The organism is Pseudoalteromonas sp. SWN29 (genome assembly GCF_015864465.1).
Taxonomy (GTDB): domain Bacteria; phylum Pseudomonadota; class Gammaproteobacteria; order Enterobacterales; family Alteromonadaceae; genus Pseudoalteromonas.
In genome coordinates, this window is sequence record NZ_JADYXE010000002.1 from 39,256 (window position 1) to 59,217 (window position 19,962).

General features: G+C 39.6%; 19 protein-coding genes. 14 read left to right on the forward strand and 5 right to left on the reverse strand.

What is annotated here, in order from left to right; genetic code table 11:
• Nucleotides 1-111 precede the first annotated feature (111 nt).
• The gene (locus I6F53_RS00910; protein WP_076916369.1) at nucleotides 112-321 is read left to right on the forward strand and encodes a zinc ribbon domain-containing protein; all 210 of its coding nucleotides are present in this window, start codon (nucleotides 112-114) and stop codon (nucleotides 319-321) included.
• A 262-nt stretch (nucleotides 322-583) separates the two neighbouring features.
• On the opposite strand, the gene I6F53_RS00915 is transcribed toward I6F53_RS00910, so the two are convergent.
• The gene (locus I6F53_RS00915) at nucleotides 584-922 is read right to left on the reverse strand and encodes a zinc ribbon domain-containing protein YjdM (protein ID WP_166419074.1); all 339 of its coding nucleotides are present in this window, start codon (nucleotides 920-922) and stop codon (nucleotides 584-586) included.
• 295 nt (nucleotides 923-1,217) lie between these two features.
• Between I6F53_RS00915 and I6F53_RS00920 the strand changes: the two genes are divergently transcribed.
• Genes I6F53_RS00920 through I6F53_RS00930 form a run of 3 tightly spaced genes read left to right on the forward strand, consistent with a single transcriptional unit; the run spans nucleotide 1,218 to nucleotide 4,250 of the window.
• On the forward strand, nucleotides 1,218-2,612 hold the full coding sequence (locus I6F53_RS00920) for a RimK family protein (protein WP_166419073.1): 1,395 nt from the start codon (nucleotides 1,218-1,220) through the stop codon (nucleotides 2,610-2,612).
• A gap of 4 nt (nucleotides 2,613-2,616) precedes the next feature.
• Nucleotides 2,617-3,729 (forward strand): GNAT family N-acetyltransferase/peptidase C39 family protein, encoded by a 1,113-nt coding sequence (locus I6F53_RS00925; RefSeq protein WP_166419072.1) that lies wholly within the window; start codon nucleotides 2,617-2,619, stop codon nucleotides 3,727-3,729.
• Between the two features lie 8 nt (nucleotides 3,730-3,737).
• Nucleotides 3,738-4,250, forward strand: coding sequence for an MgtC/SapB family protein (locus tag I6F53_RS00930; RefSeq protein ID WP_002960746.1), 513 nt, complete (start codon nucleotides 3,738-3,740; stop codon nucleotides 4,248-4,250).
• Between the two features lie 62 nt (nucleotides 4,251-4,312).
• Here I6F53_RS00930 and I6F53_RS00935 read toward each other — a convergent pair whose 3' ends face one another.
• A complete protein-coding gene (locus I6F53_RS00935; protein ID WP_166419071.1) occupies nucleotides 4,313-5,323 on the reverse strand; it encodes a GlxA family transcriptional regulator in 1,011 nt (336 codons plus the stop codon).
• Between the two features lie 126 nt (nucleotides 5,324-5,449).
• Between I6F53_RS00935 and I6F53_RS00940 the strand changes: the two genes are divergently transcribed.
• Entirely contained in the window at nucleotides 5,450-7,357 is a 1,908-nt protein-coding gene (locus tag I6F53_RS00940; RefSeq protein WP_166419070.1) for a beta-ketoacyl synthase, read from the forward strand.
• Between the two features lie 186 nt (nucleotides 7,358-7,543).
• Nucleotides 7,544-8,569 (forward strand): energy transducer TonB, encoded by a 1,026-nt coding sequence (locus tag I6F53_RS00945; RefSeq protein ID WP_197238218.1) that lies wholly within the window; start codon nucleotides 7,544-7,546, stop codon nucleotides 8,567-8,569.
• A 107-nt stretch (nucleotides 8,570-8,676) separates the two neighbouring features.
• Here I6F53_RS00945 and I6F53_RS00950 read toward each other — a convergent pair whose 3' ends face one another.
• Nucleotides 8,677-9,093, reverse strand: coding sequence for an MgtC/SapB family protein (locus I6F53_RS00950; protein ID WP_024590122.1), 417 nt, complete (start codon nucleotides 9,091-9,093; stop codon nucleotides 8,677-8,679).
• A 213-nt stretch (nucleotides 9,094-9,306) separates the two neighbouring features.
• Here I6F53_RS00950 and I6F53_RS00955 point away from each other — a divergent pair, with 213 nt between their 5' ends.
• Nucleotides 9,307-10,821, forward strand: coding sequence for a BCCT family transporter (locus tag I6F53_RS00955; protein ID WP_331460743.1), 1,515 nt, complete (start codon nucleotides 9,307-9,309; stop codon nucleotides 10,819-10,821).
• 76 nt (nucleotides 10,822-10,897) lie between these two features.
• Nucleotides 10,898-11,278, forward strand: a complete 381-nt coding sequence (locus I6F53_RS00960; RefSeq protein ID WP_166419068.1) for a hypothetical protein — start codon at nucleotides 10,898-10,900, stop codon at nucleotides 11,276-11,278.
• Here the strand turns inward: I6F53_RS00960 and fghA are convergent.
• A complete protein-coding gene (gene fghA / locus I6F53_RS00965; RefSeq protein ID WP_166419067.1) occupies nucleotides 11,232-12,074 on the reverse strand; it encodes an S-formylglutathione hydrolase in 843 nt (280 codons plus the stop codon). The genes I6F53_RS00960 and fghA overlap by 47 nt on opposite strands.
• Nucleotides 12,075-12,140: 66 nt before the next feature.
• Nucleotides 12,141-13,262, reverse strand: a complete 1,122-nt coding sequence (locus I6F53_RS00970; protein WP_166419066.1) for an S-(hydroxymethyl)glutathione dehydrogenase/class III alcohol dehydrogenase — start codon at nucleotides 13,260-13,262, stop codon at nucleotides 12,141-12,143.
• 129 nt (nucleotides 13,263-13,391) lie between these two features.
• On the opposite strand from I6F53_RS00970, the gene I6F53_RS00975 reads away from it, so the two are divergent.
• The 6 genes from I6F53_RS00975 to gdhA all read left to right on the forward strand — a co-directional run bounded on the left by I6F53_RS00975 (nucleotide 13,392) and on the right by gdhA (nucleotide 19,872).
• Entirely contained in the window at nucleotides 13,392-14,264 is an 873-nt protein-coding gene (locus tag I6F53_RS00975) for a LysR family transcriptional regulator (RefSeq protein ID WP_197238219.1), read from the forward strand.
• A gap of 147 nt (nucleotides 14,265-14,411) precedes the next feature.
• On the forward strand, nucleotides 14,412-15,629 hold the full coding sequence (locus I6F53_RS00980) for a lipoprotein-releasing ABC transporter permease subunit (protein WP_166419064.1): 1,218 nt from the start codon (nucleotides 14,412-14,414) through the stop codon (nucleotides 15,627-15,629).
• Nucleotides 15,622-16,320, forward strand: coding sequence for a lipoprotein-releasing ABC transporter ATP-binding protein LolD (gene lolD / locus I6F53_RS00985; RefSeq protein WP_166419063.1), 699 nt, complete (start codon nucleotides 15,622-15,624; stop codon nucleotides 16,318-16,320). The genes I6F53_RS00980 and lolD overlap by 8 nt, the downstream gene beginning before the upstream one ends.
• Nucleotides 16,310-17,554 carry a lipoprotein-releasing ABC transporter permease subunit gene (locus I6F53_RS00990; protein ID WP_166419062.1) on the forward strand — a complete coding sequence of 415 codons (1,245 nt, stop codon included), beginning with the start codon at nucleotides 16,310-16,312 and terminating at the stop codon, nucleotides 17,552-17,554. Before lolD ends, I6F53_RS00990 begins: the two co-directional genes overlap by 11 nt.
• 117 nt (nucleotides 17,555-17,671) lie before the next feature.
• Nucleotides 17,672-18,145, forward strand: coding sequence for a DUF1456 family protein (locus tag I6F53_RS00995; RefSeq protein ID WP_002960721.1), 474 nt, complete (start codon nucleotides 17,672-17,674; stop codon nucleotides 18,143-18,145).
• 374 nt (nucleotides 18,146-18,519) lie between these two features.
• Nucleotides 18,520-19,872, forward strand: a complete 1,353-nt coding sequence (gene gdhA, locus I6F53_RS01000; RefSeq protein ID WP_197238220.1) for an NADP-specific glutamate dehydrogenase — start codon at nucleotides 18,520-18,522, stop codon at nucleotides 19,870-19,872.
• Nucleotides 19,873-19,962 lie beyond the last annotated feature (90 nt).

Consider the following 19,962-nt stretch of genomic DNA (forward strand, 5'->3'; position numbering starts at 1 on the left):
TCCAACTTAACCAATATAAGAGCTAAATTATGGTTTGTTTATTAAAAAAATTGCTACACACGTTCCTTAAGTGTTTAATATACCGTACATAAATAATATGGAGGTTGAAATATGAGACATAACAATTGGTCTTGCTCTAAGTGTAATAATAACGAATTTGATACCGGTGAAATAAGAGTTTCGGGTGGCTTTTGGTCAAGAATTTTTGATGTTCAAAATAAAAAGTACACCGCTGTGACATGCAGTCGATGTAGTTTTACTGAATTTTATAAAAGTTCATCATCAACACTTGGTAACGTATTTGATTTCTTTACTGGGTAATCAAAGCTTAAAAAGCACTTTAACTGAAATGTAAACTGATCATACCTCCTCATTAAGGTGAGGAGGTTAAATGCTTAAATATACCTAAGCGATAATTCGCCTTATTAAATGTAGGTGGACCTTTAGATATACACCAACTAATAGCAGTTAAACAAAATCTATTACACGCACTAATAATAAGCCTCAATAACAGACAATAAGGCTTGGATGAATTTATTTTTATGATTTTTCATCTAACATCCTATATTTTAAATATCCAATTTTAGGTAGCTTTTTTCACAAACTTTGCTGTTACCATCATTTCGCCAATGCCTTCTACTTTACAATCAAGTTCGTGATCTTTTTTATCAAGCACTCTTCTAACTACCGCTTTGGTGCCAATTTTAATTACTTGCGAGCTGCCTTTAATTTTTAAATCTTTGGCTACTGTCACTTTGTCGCCATCATTAAGTAATGTGCCGTTGGCATCTTTAACTAAAATAGCGTCTTCATCGTTTGTATTATTTGGGTTCCACTCATGAGCGCACTCAGGGCAAACAAGCAGCTGTTGGTCTTCGTAAATATATTCACATTGGCACTTTGGGCAAGCTGGCAGCGACATTTTTAACTCTCATAAAGTATTGTTTCGCGTATTTTAATCTGCGTTATTAGTTAATCAATATTTTTTATCTTCACGCTAAAAATATCTCGTTTGTGCGTTTTTAAAAAAGGGCATATAAAGCACATGTCGCTTAAGCAATTTAAGCGCTAACTCGTACAGTAGGTACCTGTTAAAGCACCCATCGTATTAAGTGATTCGCGCAATGCCCACTTAGTACGATGGGTGTTTCTATTTATAATGCTTAGTAATGTTACTTAAGCATGCTTTTTATATTTTGACTTAACTAGGAAAAGTCGTGTTTAAAACCTTAATTGTGGTTGATAACAACGAGCAAACGCTTGCTCAATCGTTCGAAAATGTAATTACGTTTAATACCTACTTACGTGATTACCCAAAACAAAATGAACCAAAAACACGCATTATTAATCTGTGCGACTCAAGCCAATACTTGAGCAAAGGTTACTACTGCTCGTTACTTGCTGAGGCGCGCAAGCACCAAGTTTTGCCAAGTGTAAAAACAATAAACGCACTTCGTAGTGGCCAAGCCCCTATGTTAAATGTGGGCCAAATAGACGGCACACTTTACTTTGGTAATGCACTAAACGATTTACAATCAAAAGCGGCAAAGTCGGTATTTAAACAATACCCAGCGCCTATTTTATTTGTTGATGAGCAAGGCTTATTACAACAAGGTTCGTTGTCGTCTTTAAATGAGCAGCAGTACAGCGACTTTGTTGCCAAGCTAGATAACTTTACTAAAACACAATGGCGCATTGGCTCAGTGCAACGTCGTTTTAGATGGGACATGGCAATACTTGTTGATCATAACGAAAAAGTACCGCCGAGCGATAAAGACGCCATTGCACGCTTTATTAAAGCAGCTGCTAAACACGGCATTAATGCACAAGCATTAAGCTTTGACGAAATTGATAATATTGCTCAGTTTGATGCGTTATTTATTCGCCAAACTACAGCGATTGACCACCCAACGTATCGCCTTGCGAGCAAAGCGCAAAGCCTTGGTTTAGTGGTTATTGACGATGCTGAGTCTATTTTACGTTGTTGTAATAAAGTGTATTTACACGATGCGTTTAATTATCAAAAAGTGCCAAGTTTAAAAACGGTTGTAGTGGCTGATCAAGCAAATGAAACGCTTGAGCAATTAGAAGAAGCGTTTACATATCCGCTTGTTTTAAAAATGCCTGAAGGGTCTTTCTCAAAAGGTGTGTTTAAAGTTTCAAACCGTGATGAGCTTGCCGCTAAGCTTACAGAGCTGTTTGAATTTAGCGCATTAGTGCTTGCACAAGAGTACATGTATACCGAATACGATTGGCGAGTGGGTGTGTTAAATGGCCGTGCAATTTATGCATGCCGCTATTTAATGGCGCGTAACCATTGGCAAATTTATAACCACGACGCTAAACGGTTTTTCTCTGGTGGCTTTGAAACATTACCAACCTTTGAGTTACCAAAAGCGGTGTTAGATGCAGCATTAAAAGCATGTAAAACAGTGGGTAGGGGTTTATATGGCGTAGATGTTAAAGAGCATCAAGGCAAAGCATACGTGCTTGAAGTAAACGACAACCCAAGTATTGATCACAAAGTAGAAGACGGCTATTTAGGCGATGAGCTATACATGATCATTATGGATGAGTTTAAACAACGCTTAGAAGCACGAGGCCGTGGATAATAACATGAGCAACCTTGTTATTCGAAAGGCGCTTAGCAGTGATTTAACTGCACTGATTGACGTTGAAAACGCTTGCTTTAATAACGATAAATTAAGCCCGCGTAGTTTAAAGCGCTGGCTTAGTGCAAAACATGGTATTTTGCTCGTTGCAGAAAATGGCGAGAAAATATGCGGCTATGGGTTAGTGTGGTGCCATAAAGGCACGCGTTTAGCGCGTTTATATTCGCTTGCTGTAAAACCCACAATGCAAGGTAAGGGGATTGCAAAAGCACTGCTTACTAACCTTGAAAAAGAAACGTGTGAGCGGGCTCGTATTTATCTTCGCTTAGAAGTGGCTGTAAATAACGACAGTGCGATAGGGCTTTATAAAAGCTTAGGCTACAGAGTGTTTGGTCAATACAGCGATTATTACGACGACCACAGTGACGCACTACGAATGCAAAAAAACATTCGACAAACGAGTGAGACAAACGTAGCACGTTTAACGCCGTGGTATCAGCAAACTACCGAGTTTACGTGCGGACCTGCTGCGCTATTAATGGCAATGGGTGCACTTGAGCCAACTACAGAGCTTACTCAATCACATGAGTTAGCACTTTGGCGTGAAGGTACCACTATTTTTATGACATCGGGTCATGGTGGTTGCCATCCGTTTGGTTTGGCACTTGCCGCTAATAAGCGGGGTTTTAAAAGCGAGGTAATGGTTAATACCACAGAGCCTTTGTTTTTAGATGGCGTACGTAACGAGAACAAAAAAGTGGTGTTAGCTACCGTGCACCAGCAATTTGTAGATGGTATAGCGCAAGCAAATATACCGGTTACGTATAAAGATGTAGAGCTTGAACATATTGAGCAGTGGTTAAGTAAAGGCTTTAGTGTGCTGTTATTAATTAGTACATACAGCTTTGATGGTAAAAAATCGCCACATTGGGTGTGTGTTACGCACCTTGATGAGCATTGCGTGTATGTTCATGATCCGTTTTGCGAAACTGATAACGACAAGCAACTCGCAATAGATTGCCAATATGTGCCTATTGCACGAAGTGATTTTAGTAAAATGTCAGCGTTTGGTAGCCAACGTTTAAGAACGGCGGTGGCTATAGCTAATAAAATATAAGGTTAACCGTGACTTTTTTAGATTTAATTGATGTAGCCCCGTATTCGTGGGCGGCTATTGGTACTGCGGCTTTTTGCGGTGCCATTATTGGAATAGAGCGCCAATTGCGTGGTAAACCTGTAGGCATTCGTACATCAGCCCTAATAACGCTGGGTACGTATTTGTTTTTATCCACTGCGTTTAATTTACAAGGGGATGTAATAGATCATTCTCGTGTAGTGGGGCAAATAATTACAGGCATTGGCTTTTTAGGGGCAGGCGTTATGCTTGCAAAAGATGGTGCGGTGGTTGGTGTAACCTCAGCCGCGACTATTTGGGTGCTTGCATCAATAGGCGTTATGATAGCGACCGAAAACCTTGGCGCTGCAATAAAACTTTCGGTGCTGGTGGTCGGTATTTTATATGGTGTAGACGTACTCGAAGCTAAATTTAAAAGCTTAAGTAAAGGCGTACACACTAAAGTAAAAAACTATCAAAAGCGCTATTATCGAAAGGAATTTAACGAGTCAGAACGCCACTAAAAGTGGCGTTTTTTAGTGCCATTTAAATAATTACATTTTGAACAAGTGCTATTAAATTACGACTAACCAAATAACTTTCGTCTAACTACTTTTCTGTAACCACTGGGTGTTTGGCTTAATACCTTTTTAAACACACGCGTTAAATGCCCTTGGTCGTTATATCCCACTTCTAAAGCTACTTCTTGAATTGATAGATTTGATGACGCTAGTAACTCCTTTGCACCTTCTACGCGTAATTGTTGCCAATACTCAATAGGGCTTTGATTGGTTGCGGCTCTAAAACGGCGGGTAAAAGTACGGTAGCTCAAGCTAAATTGGGCAGCGACTTCTTGCAGGTTTAACTCGGTGGCTAAATTTGTTTTTAGCCAAAACTGAATTTGCGCAATTAGCTCGTCGGGGTGGCGGTCAACTGCGCCCTCGCGGTAGCGTTGATCTTCGTAGGGTTTACGTATTTCGTGCGAAAAGTTTCGCTCTACATGTTGAGCGGCGGCTTTTCCATAGTACTGACTAATAATATGTACGATCACATCTGCAAGGGCATTAAGGCTTGCTACGGTATACATGCGTTCTGACTGAGTTATAAAAAAGTCGGGTTTTAAACGCACTAACGGGTAGTCGTGGCTAAATTGATTGGCGTAGTGCCAATGGGTGGTAGCAGGGCGCCCATCAAGTAAGCCAGCCTCAGCTAATAAGCAGTTGCCAGTGCCTACACCAATTATATGGCTGCCTGCGCTAAAGCTCTCGTTTAGCCAGTCAACTACGTCTTGATTTGTACGCACTACTGGGCGCGGATTGCGCCAAATACCAGGCACTATAATTAAATCACTATAGGGCGCATTAGTTGTTATGCAATCAGGAATTATCGCAAGGCCAGCGCGAGTAGCTATAGATTCTGCATTTTTAGCCACTAAATTTATAGCAAGCGGTCTAAAACTTTGCTTATCAATATGGCCTTTAGCGAAGGCCTCGCCGGCTCTTAACATCTCAATTGGCAGCGTTAAACTAGTCACTAATAAATGCGGATAAACCGCTATAGCAATGTTTAGTGGTGGATTAGTGTGTTTATCAGTCATATAAATGCTCCGACCAGTGTCTTTTGGCCTTTTGTGCTGAATATTTGGCTATTAAAGCACAATGTATAGTGCATAATCCATTTAAACTGCCTGTTCTTCTTATAACACGTTTTTTAAAGGTAAATTATGACTGCATTACCCGTTATAGTAGGCATGGGTGGTATTAACGCCGCTGGCCGTACTTCTTTTCATCAAGGTTATCGCCGTATCGTGTTAGATAGTTTAAACGCTGAAGATCGCAGTGAAACATTTTTAGGCCTCGCCACACTGATGAATCTAGTAAGCGTTGTAAACGGCCAATTACAAGATACACAAGGTAATAATGTTGAGCAAAGCGACATAGAAGCACGTTTTGGTGAGCAAATTATTGCTGGTACACTTATTCGTAAAATTGAAAAAGAACACTTTGATGCAGATGCCACACCGTGGCAGCAAAAAATGACACTAAGCGCATCAAGCGAAAACGCTATTGTGTTTGAAACGCGTGCTCGCGACTTACCAACGCCGGTTCCGGCTAGTTGGCAGGTTGAAGAACTTGAAGGCAAAAAAGTTAAAGTTACTATTGCTTCCGAAATAGATGTAAAACACAACTCAACGCGTGATAACCCAATTAAATCTGCAGGGCAATTTCCAACTGGTTTTGATCCGTCTGTTATGTATAACAGCCGCTATCAGCCACGTGGCCTGCAAGCGACAATTTTTGCAGCTACCGATGCGATTAAATCAACAGGGCTTGATTGGCAACACATTATGAATAGCGTAGAGCCAGATAAAATTGGTACCTATTCAGCATCGGTAATTGGCCAAATGGACGACAAAGGCCTTGGCGGTTTAGTAAAGGCACGCCAACAGGGCGACCGTGTTAGTACTAAACAGTTGGCATTGGGTTTAAATACCATGTCGACTGATTTTATTAACGCGTATGTTACTGGCAATGTGGGGACTACATTTTCGACCTCAGGAGCCTGTGCTACGTTTTTATATAACTTACGTGCAGCGGTTAACGATATACAGGCAGGGCGTACGCGTGTTGCAGTTGTAGCAAGTGTTGAGTGTGCTATTACACCAGAAGTGATTGAAGGCTTTGGTAACATGAGCGCACTTGCCAATGTTGAAGGTTTGCGCCGTTTAGATAACTTATCACATGATGAAGAACCCGATTACCGTAAAAGCAGCCGTCCGTTTGGGGATAATTGTGGCTTTACATTAGGTGAAGGTGCACAAGTTGCGATTTTGATGGATGATGCCTTAGCTCTTGAGTTAGGCGCTGACATTATGGGCTCTGTACCTGATGTATTTGTTAATGCAGATGGCATAAAAAAATCAATTACATCACCCGGGCCTGGTAACTATATTACCATGGCTAAATCGGCTGCTTTGGCAACGAGCCTTTTAGGTAAAGAAGCTTTACAAGAACGTAGCTTTATTTTAGCGCATGGCTCAAGTACACCGCTAAACCGCGTAACAGAATCGCTGATATACCACAAAGTAGCACAAACATTTGCTATTGATAATTGGAAAGTGACAGCGCCAAAAGCTTATGTTGGACATACTATAGCCCCAGCAAGTGGCGACCAATTAGCGATAGCTCTAGGTGTATTTAGTCACAATATTATGCCGGGTATTACCACAATTGATAAAGTGGCTGACGATGTTTATACCGACCACCTTGATATTCGTAATAGCCATTACGAATGCGGTGAAATGGATATAGCTTTTATAAATTCAAAAGGCTTTGGCGGTAACAATGCAACCGCTGTTGCGCTTTCGCCAAAAGTGACAATGCAAATGCTCGCTAAGCGCCATGGCAATGACGTTATGACTCGTTACGCGCAGAAAAATGTAGCAATTAAAGCTGCGCAGAAAACGTATAAAACGCAAGCCGATTTAGGCCAGTACGAGCTTATTTACCGCTTTGGCGACGGACTCATTGACGACAACGACATTGTAATTGACGAGCAAAGCATTCAGTTGCCAGGCTTTGAAAAAGCAATTACGTTTAGTACAACAAATTCCTATCAAGATATGTTTTAAGCACTCATACTTGTTAGCAAGGCGCTTTTTAAGCGCCTTTTTTAATGTCTAAAATATATAAAACGATGAGCTTGTTATTGTTTAGCTAAAATAAAGCTCATAAAATAAGCAGTTTTATGTTTGAACTTGCTTTTATGTTGATCATTTGTTTCTATTATATAAACACTGTCTAGGATGGATAAACCGATGAAAAAACTCATATTAGCGCTTTCTTTAACGTCTGCTTTTACTCAATACTCTGTTTTTGCTGATGACTTTGTTCCTGCAGAAGTAATTAATAAAAACTACGATCAGCTCACTAATACCTCTTCACGTGCCTCAAGACTAGAGGGAATTAACTTAAGCAGTTATGTGGTTGATAAAAATGGACAGGTTAGCGATATAGAAATTGTAGCTACGGTTGGGCAAAAAAAATACCAAAGAGAAGTAATGGATTACGTGTCCAAGCTCAATTATAAAAGTGCAAAATTAAATGGTGAGACTATACCTGTAGCAAAAACGATTACTGTGAGCTCGCAAAATTTACATACAGGTTTTTCAAATGATAAGGCATCGCGTGGTTTTTTTAATGATTACAAGCAAGCAAGTAAACTCATAGATGACAAACAATTCGATGAAGCTAAAACCCTTATCGATGAATTAGAAAACGAACATACAAAAAATACGGTTGAGATTGTTTTGCTTGCGTGGCTTAAAAGCCAGCACAGTTATTTTGTACAAGATTGGAAGAGCTTTGATCAGCACATCAATGAAGCGTTTTTATTTAGAGGTAACCTACCAGATCAAATTCAAAAGCGTGTGATAAAAAATGCATTACAATGGTTTATATCAAAACAAGATTTTGTACGTGCCTATGACGCAATAGATGCGTTAGGCAATATTGAATCCATCACTTTTACACAGCAAAATAAGGAACAGTTATTAGCTCAAGTTAATGACATTTATAAAAGTTCTGGCGATATAAAACAACAATTTAGTTTAGCTTCAGAACAAGCTGTAATGCCTATGATGTCGAAGTCTGAGGTTAAATTAGAATCAGAATTACCACTGAGCAAAGTGCAACTTAGATGCGAAAACAAAGTCGTTGACTATGACATTAATACAATTGATAAAATTGTTATTTCGAAAAATGATTTGCGTTGTGGATTATTAATAAAAAGCGCTCAAGCACAAACAATTACACTTAAGCAAAGCGGTGAAAGCTTTTTATAAAAATTGTAACTCCCCACATATAAATTATGGGGAGTTATTGCATTAATAAGTCTTGGCTATACAAACAATGCATTGGAATTTTGCTGCAATACTTATTAAAAAAACTGTTACTTAAACTTTTTTACATACCTAAGCGTTATAAAGTTAATAATGGCAAGTAAAATGGCTATTTCGTAGCGGCTGTACGCTACGGCTATACCAATTAAACCCATATTCCAAATACTTGCTGCGGTTGCTGTGCCGGAGGTTGATTTATTATTTTTCAAAATTGCGCCACCGCCAATAAAACCAATACCAGTAATGATGCCTTGCAACATTTTTGATTGAGCTTCTGCGCCATCTAAAACCGACATAGCAATTAATGCATACCCACACGATGCAACAGCAACAAGAGGAAAGGTACGAAGGCCTGCGCCATCATTACTACGCTCTCTGTCGTATGCCATGGGTAGTGCAAGTAGGTATGCAATACCTAAGTGTATTAAGTTATCAATGATTTCATTCCACTGTAAATCAATTTCCATTATTGAGCCTGTGCTGGTTAACTTTGTTAATAATAAGCAAACAGCAAGCCATGGAATAAATGACTAGTAATCAATGGTTTATTGTTAATACCTATATTTAACAAGAATTATTGAGGAAACTTTTACATGTTTTTATTACTATTTTACGCAATAGTTAATTTGATCTGAGTTTTAAAGCCCCGTATTCTTTTATCCAGACTAAAAGACACCTATGTGAATCTCTTGCCTTTAAATCAAACATTAAGCACACCCACTAAGCTTGAAAAAACAGCCTTACTATTTTGCGTTGGGTTATCTGTTATTGCTTTTTTATTTCCTGAATTACTCACAGAGCACTTACAACCCGCTATTAATAAAATTTTAGGTTATTTAGGGTCGCCATTTTTTATATTGGTAAACTTGTTACTTTTTTCTGTGATAGCTATTGCTATAAGCCCATTAGGGCAACGAAAAATAGGAGGAGCGCAAGCACTTGTTGAGTTTAGTACCTTTGGTTGGCTTTCTATGTTGTTTGCAGCAGGAATGGGCTCAGGACTTATATTTTGGGGAGTAGCAGAGCCTGCACTACACACGGTTAACTCGCCTTTAAAGCAAAGCTTGTATCCTAACAATCAAACAAGTGGTTTGGCACTTACACTAGTTAATTGGGGCGCGCATGCATGGGCGCTCTATGCAGTATTTGGCTTGGTATTAGGTGGGCTTACTCGCAATAGTGGTACAGCGGGCGATATTAGCGCTCCTGTGATCAGTGCAACTAAAAGCGTTATTAATCGGGCTTGGCAGTTACAGCTGAGCTTTAGCATTAAATTAATTGCCATACTTGCAATATTTTTTGGTGTCGTGGGCACAATTGCTAATTCAACTTTATTACTGCGTAAAGGGCTCGAGCTTGAGCTAGGGGTTGAATCGGCTTTATGTTCGGGGCTTATTATAATTTGTTTAATTGCGCTGCTTTATACTATTTCTGCAAAGTTGGGGCTTAAAAAAGGAATTCAAACTCTTAGTAAATTTAATGTGTTTTTAGCATTTGCACTTATAGTATGGCTATTAATTTTTGTGCCTATAAAGCCAATTATAGACATAGCAATAGGCGGTACATGGGATTATATTCAGCTCATAACCACAGGTACATGGCAGTTTGAAAGTGTACTTAATGACCCCGCATGGGCAACAGGTTGGACATACAATTACTATTTTTGGTGGTTAGCTTGGGGTCCGTTTGTTGGTGTGTTTTTAGCTAAAATAAGCCAAGGGCGCCCAGTTTGGCAATATATTGTTGGTGTTGTATTTGTACCAACCCTTGTGACCATTATTTGGTTTAGTGTGTTTTCGGGCTCTGCGATTGCGTGGGATCAAACGCATAATGCAGGTATTTTAGCGGCTATTAAAGCCGATTATACACAAGGGCTATTTGTATTTTTTGAGCAGCTAGGGTGGCAAGGTGGTTTATTAATTTGGTCAAGCTTATTACTGTTACTTATTTTTGTAGCAACTTCAGCAGACTCTGCTGTTTTGGTAATTCGCCAATTAAGTGGTGCAAGTGAAGATCAAACATGGAGCTTATATGCTTGGTCGTTTGCGTTAGGTTTATGTGCGTTTGTTTTGTTAGTGCAAAATAACGAACCGTTAAACAGAAGTGTTGCGATTATTGGCGCTTTGCCATTTTTAGTTATTTTTATTTTTCAGCTGGTGGGTTTTACAAAAGAGTTTATAAATGAGTTTAAGTAATCATGCTTACATATTTTTACAATGCTACTTTTAAAGTTGTATATAATATAGGTAATGTTTTTGAACAGGATGAATCATGAAAACGCTAACTTTATTTTTATGTGTTATTTACCTAAGTGGCTGCACAGTTGCCGGCGCTATTATTGACGGCCAAGCACAGTCAAATGCGCGTGATAATAAATATAATAATAGTCTTGCTCGTTCAGAGCCTTATAAAAACCCACTAGATCCAGTACCTACAGATAAAAACGGATTTAACTTTACTGATATGGGATTAAAAATAGATTCGGCTCTTGTTAGCCTAGTGAAGGGGGAAAGCACTACAACGCAAGTATGTAGGCAGGTCACTAAAAGTCTAAAAGAGTGTGTAGAGGTAGAAAAGTCATCTCTACACACTAACGAATCTCACACTAAGCAGTTAAAAACTGATGATGAAATAATAAGTGTTGGTCAATAAAACTACTTATAAAAAAGTAACTATGATCGTAACCTTCTTGCATCTCTAGTGTTAGCGGGTAGCTCTTTTCGTTAGCAACAGCCACTAAGTTTTGTGGTTTAAGTTGCTCCTCTAAAAAACCATCAGCATCGCCTTGAGTAGTCAGCATCGGTAAGTAATCAGTTTGTTTGGCTTTTTTCATAAGCTCGCACGTGTCGTACTGTGCCCAAAGCGATTTATCACTGCCCAAATATCCCGTAAATGCTTTTTCGCCCCACGGACAGTTTATTGGGTTAACGATAGGGCTAAACGCAGATGCACTAACGTATGCTTTAGGATTTTTAAGCGCGACCATTAATGCACCGTGCCCGCCCATTGAATGTCCACTAATTGCCTTTGTGCTTGTGACGGGAAAGTGTTGTTCAATAAGAGCCGGTAACTCACTAACAACATAATCGTACATATTAAAATGGGTGTTGTAAGGAGCTTGCGTTGCATTCACGTAAAAGCCAGCACCTTGTGCAAAATCGTAGCTGTCTTCATTGGGGACGTTTTCGCCGCGCGGGCTAGTGTCAGGCGCTACAATAGCAATACCCAGCTCAGCTGCTTTTTTAAATGCGCCGGCTTTTTGCATAAAATTTTCGTCTGTACAGGTTAAACCTGATAACCAATAAAGCACCGGTACTTTGTTTGCCTCACTTGCACCAGGCGGTAAAAATACGGCAAAGCGCATAGTGCAATGTGTACTTGTTGCAGCGTGAGTATATTGTTTATGCCAACCGCCAGACACTTTTACACTTGAGATATTTTCTAACATACTTAATCCTTAAAAGCCGTCTACTTAAAAGTATTACGGCTTATTATTAAACGTGCTTAGCAGTTATTAGTAATGAATGACTGTACGAATACTTTTACCTTCGTGCATTAAATCAAATGCTTCGTTAATATCTTCAAGGCCCATTGTATGGGTAATAAAGTCGTTAAGAGCAAATTCGCCAGCCATATAACGTTCTACTATTTCAGGTAGTTGTGAGCGACCTTTAACGCCACCAAATGCACTACCACGCCATACACGCCCAGTTACCAGTTGGAACGGACGGGTTGATATTTCTTGGCCAGCACCGGCTACACCAATAATTACCGACTCACCCCAACCTTTATGACAACACTCAAGCGCAGAGCGCATTACATCAACATTACCAATACATTCAAACGAGTAGTCAACGCCACCGTCAGTCATTTCAACAATAACTTCTTGAATTGGCCTATCAAAATCTTTTGGATTAATTAAATCAGTTGCACCAAGTTTTGTCGCTAAATCGAATTTAGTGGTGTTTATATCAACACCAATAATACGTCCAGCGCCTGCCATTTTTGCGCCAATAATGGCAGATAAACCAATGCCGCCTAAGCCAAATATAGCCACGGTGTCGCCAGCTTTTACTTTTGCTGTGTTTGTTACTGCACCCATGCCTGTTGTAACACCACAACCTAGTAAACAAATCTCTTCTAAAGAGGCTTCTTTGTTTACTTTAGCAAGTGAGATTTCTGGAAGTACTGTGTACTCAGAGAACGTTGATGTCCCCATGTAGTGATAAATTGGCTGACCGTCTTTAAAAAAGCGTGTTGTGCCATCTGGCATAAGGCCTTTACCTTGAGTTTCGCGCACGGCTGAACATAGGTTAGTTTTACCTGAAGTACACATTTTACACACGCCACATTCAGCAGTGTATAGAGGAATAACATGATCCCCAACTTCAACACTGGTTACGCCTTCGCCAATTGCGTATACAACGCCTGCGCCTTCATGGCCTAAAATAGCAGGGAATATGCCCTCAGGATCTTGACCCGATAATGTAAATGCATCGGTATGACATACACCAGTAGCGGTAATTTTTACCATTACTTCGCCTTTTTTAGGCATCATCACATCAACTTCTTCAACGCTAAGTGGTTGATTAGGACCCCAAGCAATAGCTGCTTTTGATTTAATAAATTCTGACATGTGTTTATCCTTTGTAGTGGTTAGATAATAATTGTAGACCCAATTTGCTTGGGTAATGTAGCTATTGTATTTGTTTCTCAAACAATGATAATCTCTGATTTATTAAAACACTTTTACAGTATGGTAATAATGGCGCGTTGGGATGGGATAGATGAGTTTATAGCGGTAGGTGAAGAGGGCAGTTTTACCGCAGCGGCTAAAACGCTTGGGCTGTCGGTTGCGCATATTAGCCGACATGTAACAGCGCTTGAGCAACGTTTAAATACTCAACTTTTAACCCGTACAACTCGTAAAGTCGTTTTGACTAAAGAGGGTGAAGCGTATTTACATCAAATAAAGCACTTACAGTATGCAATGGATGAAGCAACGCAAGGTCTTGCCACGCACCAAACTACACCAAAAGGTAAAATTAAACTCACGGCTCCGGTTATGTACGGGGAAACGTTCATAATGCCTTTAGTGAATAACTTTATGTATGACCATCCTGAGGTAGAAGTTGTTGCCACATTAAGCAACGAGCAAGAAAACTTGCTAGAAGGCGGCTTTGATTTAGCAATAAGGTTAGGGCATTTAAAAGATTCAAGCTTAAAAGCACGCAGGTTAAGTGCAAGGCGCTTTATTATGTGTGCTGCGCCTGAATATTTAAGGCGTTTTGGCGAGCCACATACTTTAGGTGAATTAAATAATCATCAATGTTTGGTTGGTAATAGTAGTTATTGGCGCGTAAACGAAAATGGGCGCGATAAACACATTAAAATTGCGGGCCGTTTGCAGTGTAACAGCGGTTGGGCACTGGTAGATGGCGCAAAAAAGGGGCTCGGTATTGTACAGTTACCCGACTACTACATTGGCAACGAAATTTCCTCTGGAGAATTAGTCCCTATTCTAACTGCTTATCAACCACAGCAAGAGGGTGTATGGGGCGTGTATCCACCAAGGCAGTTTGTGGCCACTAATGTACGCGTATTACTCGATTATTTAGTCGCAGGACTTAAAGCTTAACCGCGAGTTAATGGTTAAATACATATTGCTTTAAATATAGCCAAGTATCAGATTTTTAAATTATTTCTTACATTTTACGTCATACCCAAAGGCACTTTTTTCGTGCTACTATTGCTCAATACTTTTAGGATAAGTGTTAAAAATAATATGTTTCAACCGGTTAGCTTATTTATAGGGCTTAGATATAGTCGCTCCTCTAAGGGAAATGCGTTTATATCGTTTATATCGTTTTTTTCTATTGCCGGTATCGCTATTGGTTTAATGGCTTTATTTACGGTCAGCAGTGTAATGAATGGCTTTGAAAATAGCTTAAAAACGAACATGCTAGGGCTTATTCCTCATGTTGAAATAAAAGCGGAAGCACATACCGCTACACAAATGAATACCCTAAAAACCGACCTCGAACAATCTCCCTATGTTGACCATGTAAGCTTATACCGCCACGGCGAAGCTATTTTACAAACTAATAAAGATTTACATGGCGTTTTACTGCAAGGCCTTTACGACGATAACGGCTCTTTATATAAAATAACCGACAAAATAGTGCAAGGCGATTGGAAAACCGTACTTAACAAAAACTACAGCATTGCAATAAGCCGTTATTTGAGCCGTAAATTAGGCGTTAGCGTGGGTGATAAGCTGCGCGTTATTATGCCTAACGCTTCAACTTATACGCCACTTGGGCGAGTACCTAGCCAGCGTTTATTTAAAGTTGCCGCAATATACGAAACCGGCTCTGAAATCGATATGGCACTTGCGTTTACCAGCGGCGCTTCGCTGCAACGCGTGCTTAAGCTTGATAAAAACACCGCCCCTAATTTAAGTATCTCGTTGCACGAACCGTTCGAGCTAGATGAATTTATTGAAGCCAGCCAGCTTATTTTAAATGATCATAATTATAGTGATTGGCGCAGTACCCAAGGGACTTTATTTGCAGCCGTTGCTATGGAAAAGCGCATTATGTCGATGTTGCTTGCGCTTATTGTATTGGTGGCTGTGTTTAATATTGTATCGGCTTTAACCATGATGGTGAGTGAAAAACAAGGTGAGGTAGCCATACTACAAACGTTAGGTTTAACGCCTTCCCAAGTACAAAAAGTATTTATGGTACAAGGCTTATATAACGGTGTAATTGGTACTGCAATAGGTGCGTTTTTAGGTGTTATATTTAGTTTGTATATAAATGAGTTACTGGCATTAGTAGGTTTAAACTTACTTGCAGGTATAGAGCTTCCGGTAAAATTTGATATTTTGAGTTTAGTAATAATAGCGTTTGCCAGTATTGCTATGAGCTTTTTAGCTACCTTATATCCTGCGCGTAAAGCCGCAAAAGTAAAACCAGCAGAGGTATTACGTTATGAATGATTTAGTTATTAGTTGTGAAAATTTAAGTAAAATTTATCAAGACGGCAACAACCAAGTTGAAGTATTAAAAGGCGTTGATTTAGCTTTGCAGCAAGGCGAAATGCTCGCGATTGTGGGTAGCTCAGGCTCTGGTAAAAGTACGCTTTTACATATACTTGGTACATTAGATACCGCAAGTTCGGGTAGCGCTAAAATCAAAAACCAAGAAGTTGCCAAGCTTTCGCGAACAGAGCAAGCCGCATTTAGAAACCAAAACTTAGGGTTTATCTATCAATTTCATCATTTATTAATGGAGTTTAGCGCGGTAGAAAACGTAGCTATGCCATTATTAATTAAAGGTTTAAGTGCAAAAGAGGCCAAAGTACAAGCGCTCGATATACTCGAAAAAGTAGGCCTTGCACATCGCAGCTCGCATAAACCGTCTGCACTTTCTGGTGGAGAACGCCAACGCGTGGCAATTGCCCGCGCACTGGTTACTAAACCTGCGCTTGTGCTTGCTGATGAGCCAACCGGTAATTTAGATAAACAAAATGCGATTAAAATTTACGATTTAATTAACGAGCTAAACCAAAGTTTAAACACGAGTTTTGTAGTGGTTACACACGATTTAGAGCTTGCCGATAAGCTGGGTAAAATAGCGTATTTAGATGATGGAAAACTAGCTATTAAAGAGTCGCAGCATGTTGCTTAGTGCATTTTTAAGTAAACGCTTTAGAGCTTACTCAGGCCATAAAGACGAAAAAAACGGCTTTGTTAGTTTTATCGCTAAAGCGTCAACCATTGGTATTTTATTAGGGGTCGCGGTTTTAATAGTGGCGCTGTCGGTAATTAATGGCTTTGAGCAGCAGTTAGTACACCGTTTACTAAGCGTTGTGCCGCAGGTTGAATATGTAGCACCAAGTAGGCCTATTGCAAATTGGTCGCAAAAAGTTGAGGACTTACAAACACAACCGCATGTAACAGGGGCTGCGCCATTTATTGCTGTCAATGGTATGGCGCAATATAAAAGCCAGTTAAAAGCGGTTGAAATTCGTGGTGTAGAGCCATCGCTCGAGAGTAATGTATCGGCAGTAAACCAGTTTACTAGCGGTAAATTAGTGAGCCAGTTAGGCCTTGATGACGTCATTTTAGGCAAGCAAATAGTAAAACAGTTAGATGCCAAAGTCGGCGATAATATTACGTTGCTTATTCCCCAAATAAGCCAAAAAGGTAAGTCATTATTAGCACCTAAACGCGTAACACTTAACCTTGCGGGTATCATAGAAATGGGCGGCCCAATTGATAGTACCGCTGCGTTTATTCATCTTAATAAAGCGCAGCAAGCATTAGGTTACGACGAAACCCAAGTAACAGGGCTACGATTAAGTGTTGATGATGTATTTTCGGCGCATCAAATAGCGCTAAAAGTGGGCCAAACTATTGATGACTATGTGTATATTTCTAGCTGGTTTAGAACGCAAGGCAGCCTTTATCAAGATATTCAAATGGTACGTACTATTGTTTATATTGTGGTGTTTTTAATTATTGCGGTAGCTAGTTTTAATATTGTGTCGTCTTTGGTGATGGAAGTGCGCGAAAAACAAGGCAATATTGCTATTTTAAAAACCATGGGCGCAAAAGACAGCACTATTTTAGCCACCTTTGTAATGCAGGGCTTAATGCAAGCATTTGTAGGTGTCGCGCTCGGGACATTAATTGGAGTGGTATTGGCGCTTAACATAAGCGAGCTATTTACCTGGATAAGCCAATTATTTGGTGCTAACCCGCTTGAAGGTGTTTATTTTATAGAGTTTTTACCAAGTAAATTAGCACTTGAAGACATTGGTATTACAGTGATTGTTACGTTTGTGCTTGCGATACTTGCCACTATTTATCCTGCATGGCAAGCAACGCGCGTAGATCCTGCCAAGGTGCTAGGTAATTAGGTATAAGAAGCTTAAATAAAAATTAATAGGGTGGTATTAGTAAACCTGTTAAACTAGGTGCTTATTTAAAATTAAGCAATAACTGCTTGGTTGCTATACCTCACTTTGGGATTTACTTTGACTAATAACGATATTTTACGCCGCATTCGCTACACTTTTAACTTAACTGATACTGCTATGGTCAATGTTTTTGCATCAGCAGAGCATACTGTTACCAAAGAGCAAGTAATTGCATGGTTAACTAAAGAAGGTGAAGAGGCTTTTACCCCAATAAGTGATACTGAGTTTGCTAGCTTTTTAAATGGGTTTATTAACACCCAACGTGGCAAACGCGAAGGTGAGCAACCAGAGCCTGAGAAAAAGCTAAATAACAATATTATCTTCATGAAGCTGCGTATTGCTTTAAACATGAAAGCAGAAGATGTTATTGCAACACTGGCACTTGTTGATTTTGATTTAAGTAAACATGAGTTAAGCGCATTTTCTCGTAAAGTAGACAACAAACATTACCGTGTTTGTAACGATCAAATACTACGCTTGTTTTTAACTGGTGTTCAAAAGCAGCACCGTCCAGAAGAATCTGCTGAGTAACTGGTTTTAACTAATCAGCTTTTAGTTAATGGGTTTTTTGCGATCGCAATGCAGTATAAAGCCCATTAATTGTTATATTTTTAAACAAACCCACACCTAACCTAATACTTCTAAAATTCCCTTTTAAAAAAATTACAATTTAGCCTTGCATGAATTTTCACGTGCAGTTGTGAATTTAAATTCATCTTTAATAAATAAAAATCAAACTTCCAATCAAAAATAATTCAAGTACTGAACGTTAAATATCTTAACTTTCCATGCTAAGGTAGCAGTTAATCATATTAAATTAAGACTTTAAAGCATGAATCATAAACTTGATCACGTTTACTTTAACATCTGATACATACTTTTATTATTAACACGGAAGAATAATTATGAATTATATCCATAGTACAATCGCACAATTAAAAAGTAGTAGTCCTGCACAATGCGAGTTTTATCAAGCTGTTGAAGAAGTACTTGAATCACTCGAACCTATCTTAGAAAACTCAGAAAAATACAAAAAAAATGCCATTATTCAACGCTTAATTGAACCTGAACGTCAAATTATGTTTAGAGTTCCTTGGGTTGATGACGAAGGTAATATTCAGGTGAACAAAGGCTACAGAATTGAGTTTAATTCTGCACTTGGCCCCTATAAAGGTGGTTTACGTTTTCACCCCAGTGTAAATGCCAGCATCATTAAGTTTTTAGGCTTCGAGCAAATATTTAAAAATGCTTTAACGGGTTTACCAATTGGTGGTGGTAAGGGCGGGGCTAACTTTGATCCAAAAGGGCGTTCTGACGCTGAAATAATGCGCTTTTGCCAATCATTTATGAGCGAGCTCTATCGCCATATTGGCCCTACAACTGATGTACCCGCTGGAGATATAGGTGTAGGAGCAAGAGAAATAGGTTACATGTTTGGTCAATATAAACGTTTAACTGGTCGCTATGAAGGCGTATTAACAGGCAAAAGCCTGTTATGGGGCGGATCGCTAGTACGCAAAGAAGCAACGGGTTACGGCGCCGTTTATTTTGCTGACTACATGCTACAAGCACGCGGCGGTAGCCTACAAGGTAAGCGCTGTTTAGTCTCGGGCGCAGGTAATGTTGCTATTTATGCTATGGAAAAACTTTATCAAATGGGGGCAACACCAGTAAGTTGCAGCGACTCTCGTGGCACTGTGTATCATGAGTCGGGTATAGATTTAGACCTTATTAAGTGTTTAAAAGAGCAATCGCGTGATTGTTTAAGTACATACAAACAAACTCACCCCGATGCTATTTATATTGCTGTAAATGACTACCCTAAAGATGGGCATGCTGTTTGGCGATTTAACGCAGACGCTGCTTTTCCATGCGCCACACAAAATGAATTAACACAGGGCGATGCAAACGCATTATTAACCGGCGGCTGCTTATTAGTAAGTGAAGGCGCAAATATGCCCTCTACAAAAGAGGCTATTGAGAGCTTTATTGCTGCAAAAATTGCGTATGGGCCAGGTAAAGCCGCAAATGCTGGCGGCGTTGCAACAAGCCAATTAGAAATGGCACAAAATGCGAGTATGCAAAGCTGGACCTTTGAAGAGGTTGACGAAAAGCTAAAGCAAATTATGAAAAATATATTTGTTACCGCTAACGACACCGCTACAGAATTTGGTGAGCCTGGAAACCTTTTATTAGGCGCTAACATTGCAGGCTTTAGGCGCGTTGCAGATGCAATGATTGAGCAAGGCGTAGTGTGAACTACCCATCGACGCCGCTTCGCGTCGATCAATGGGTTTTCTCGGAAAGATTCGATAAAAAACACGATTAAATGCCAAATCTAGCCATAA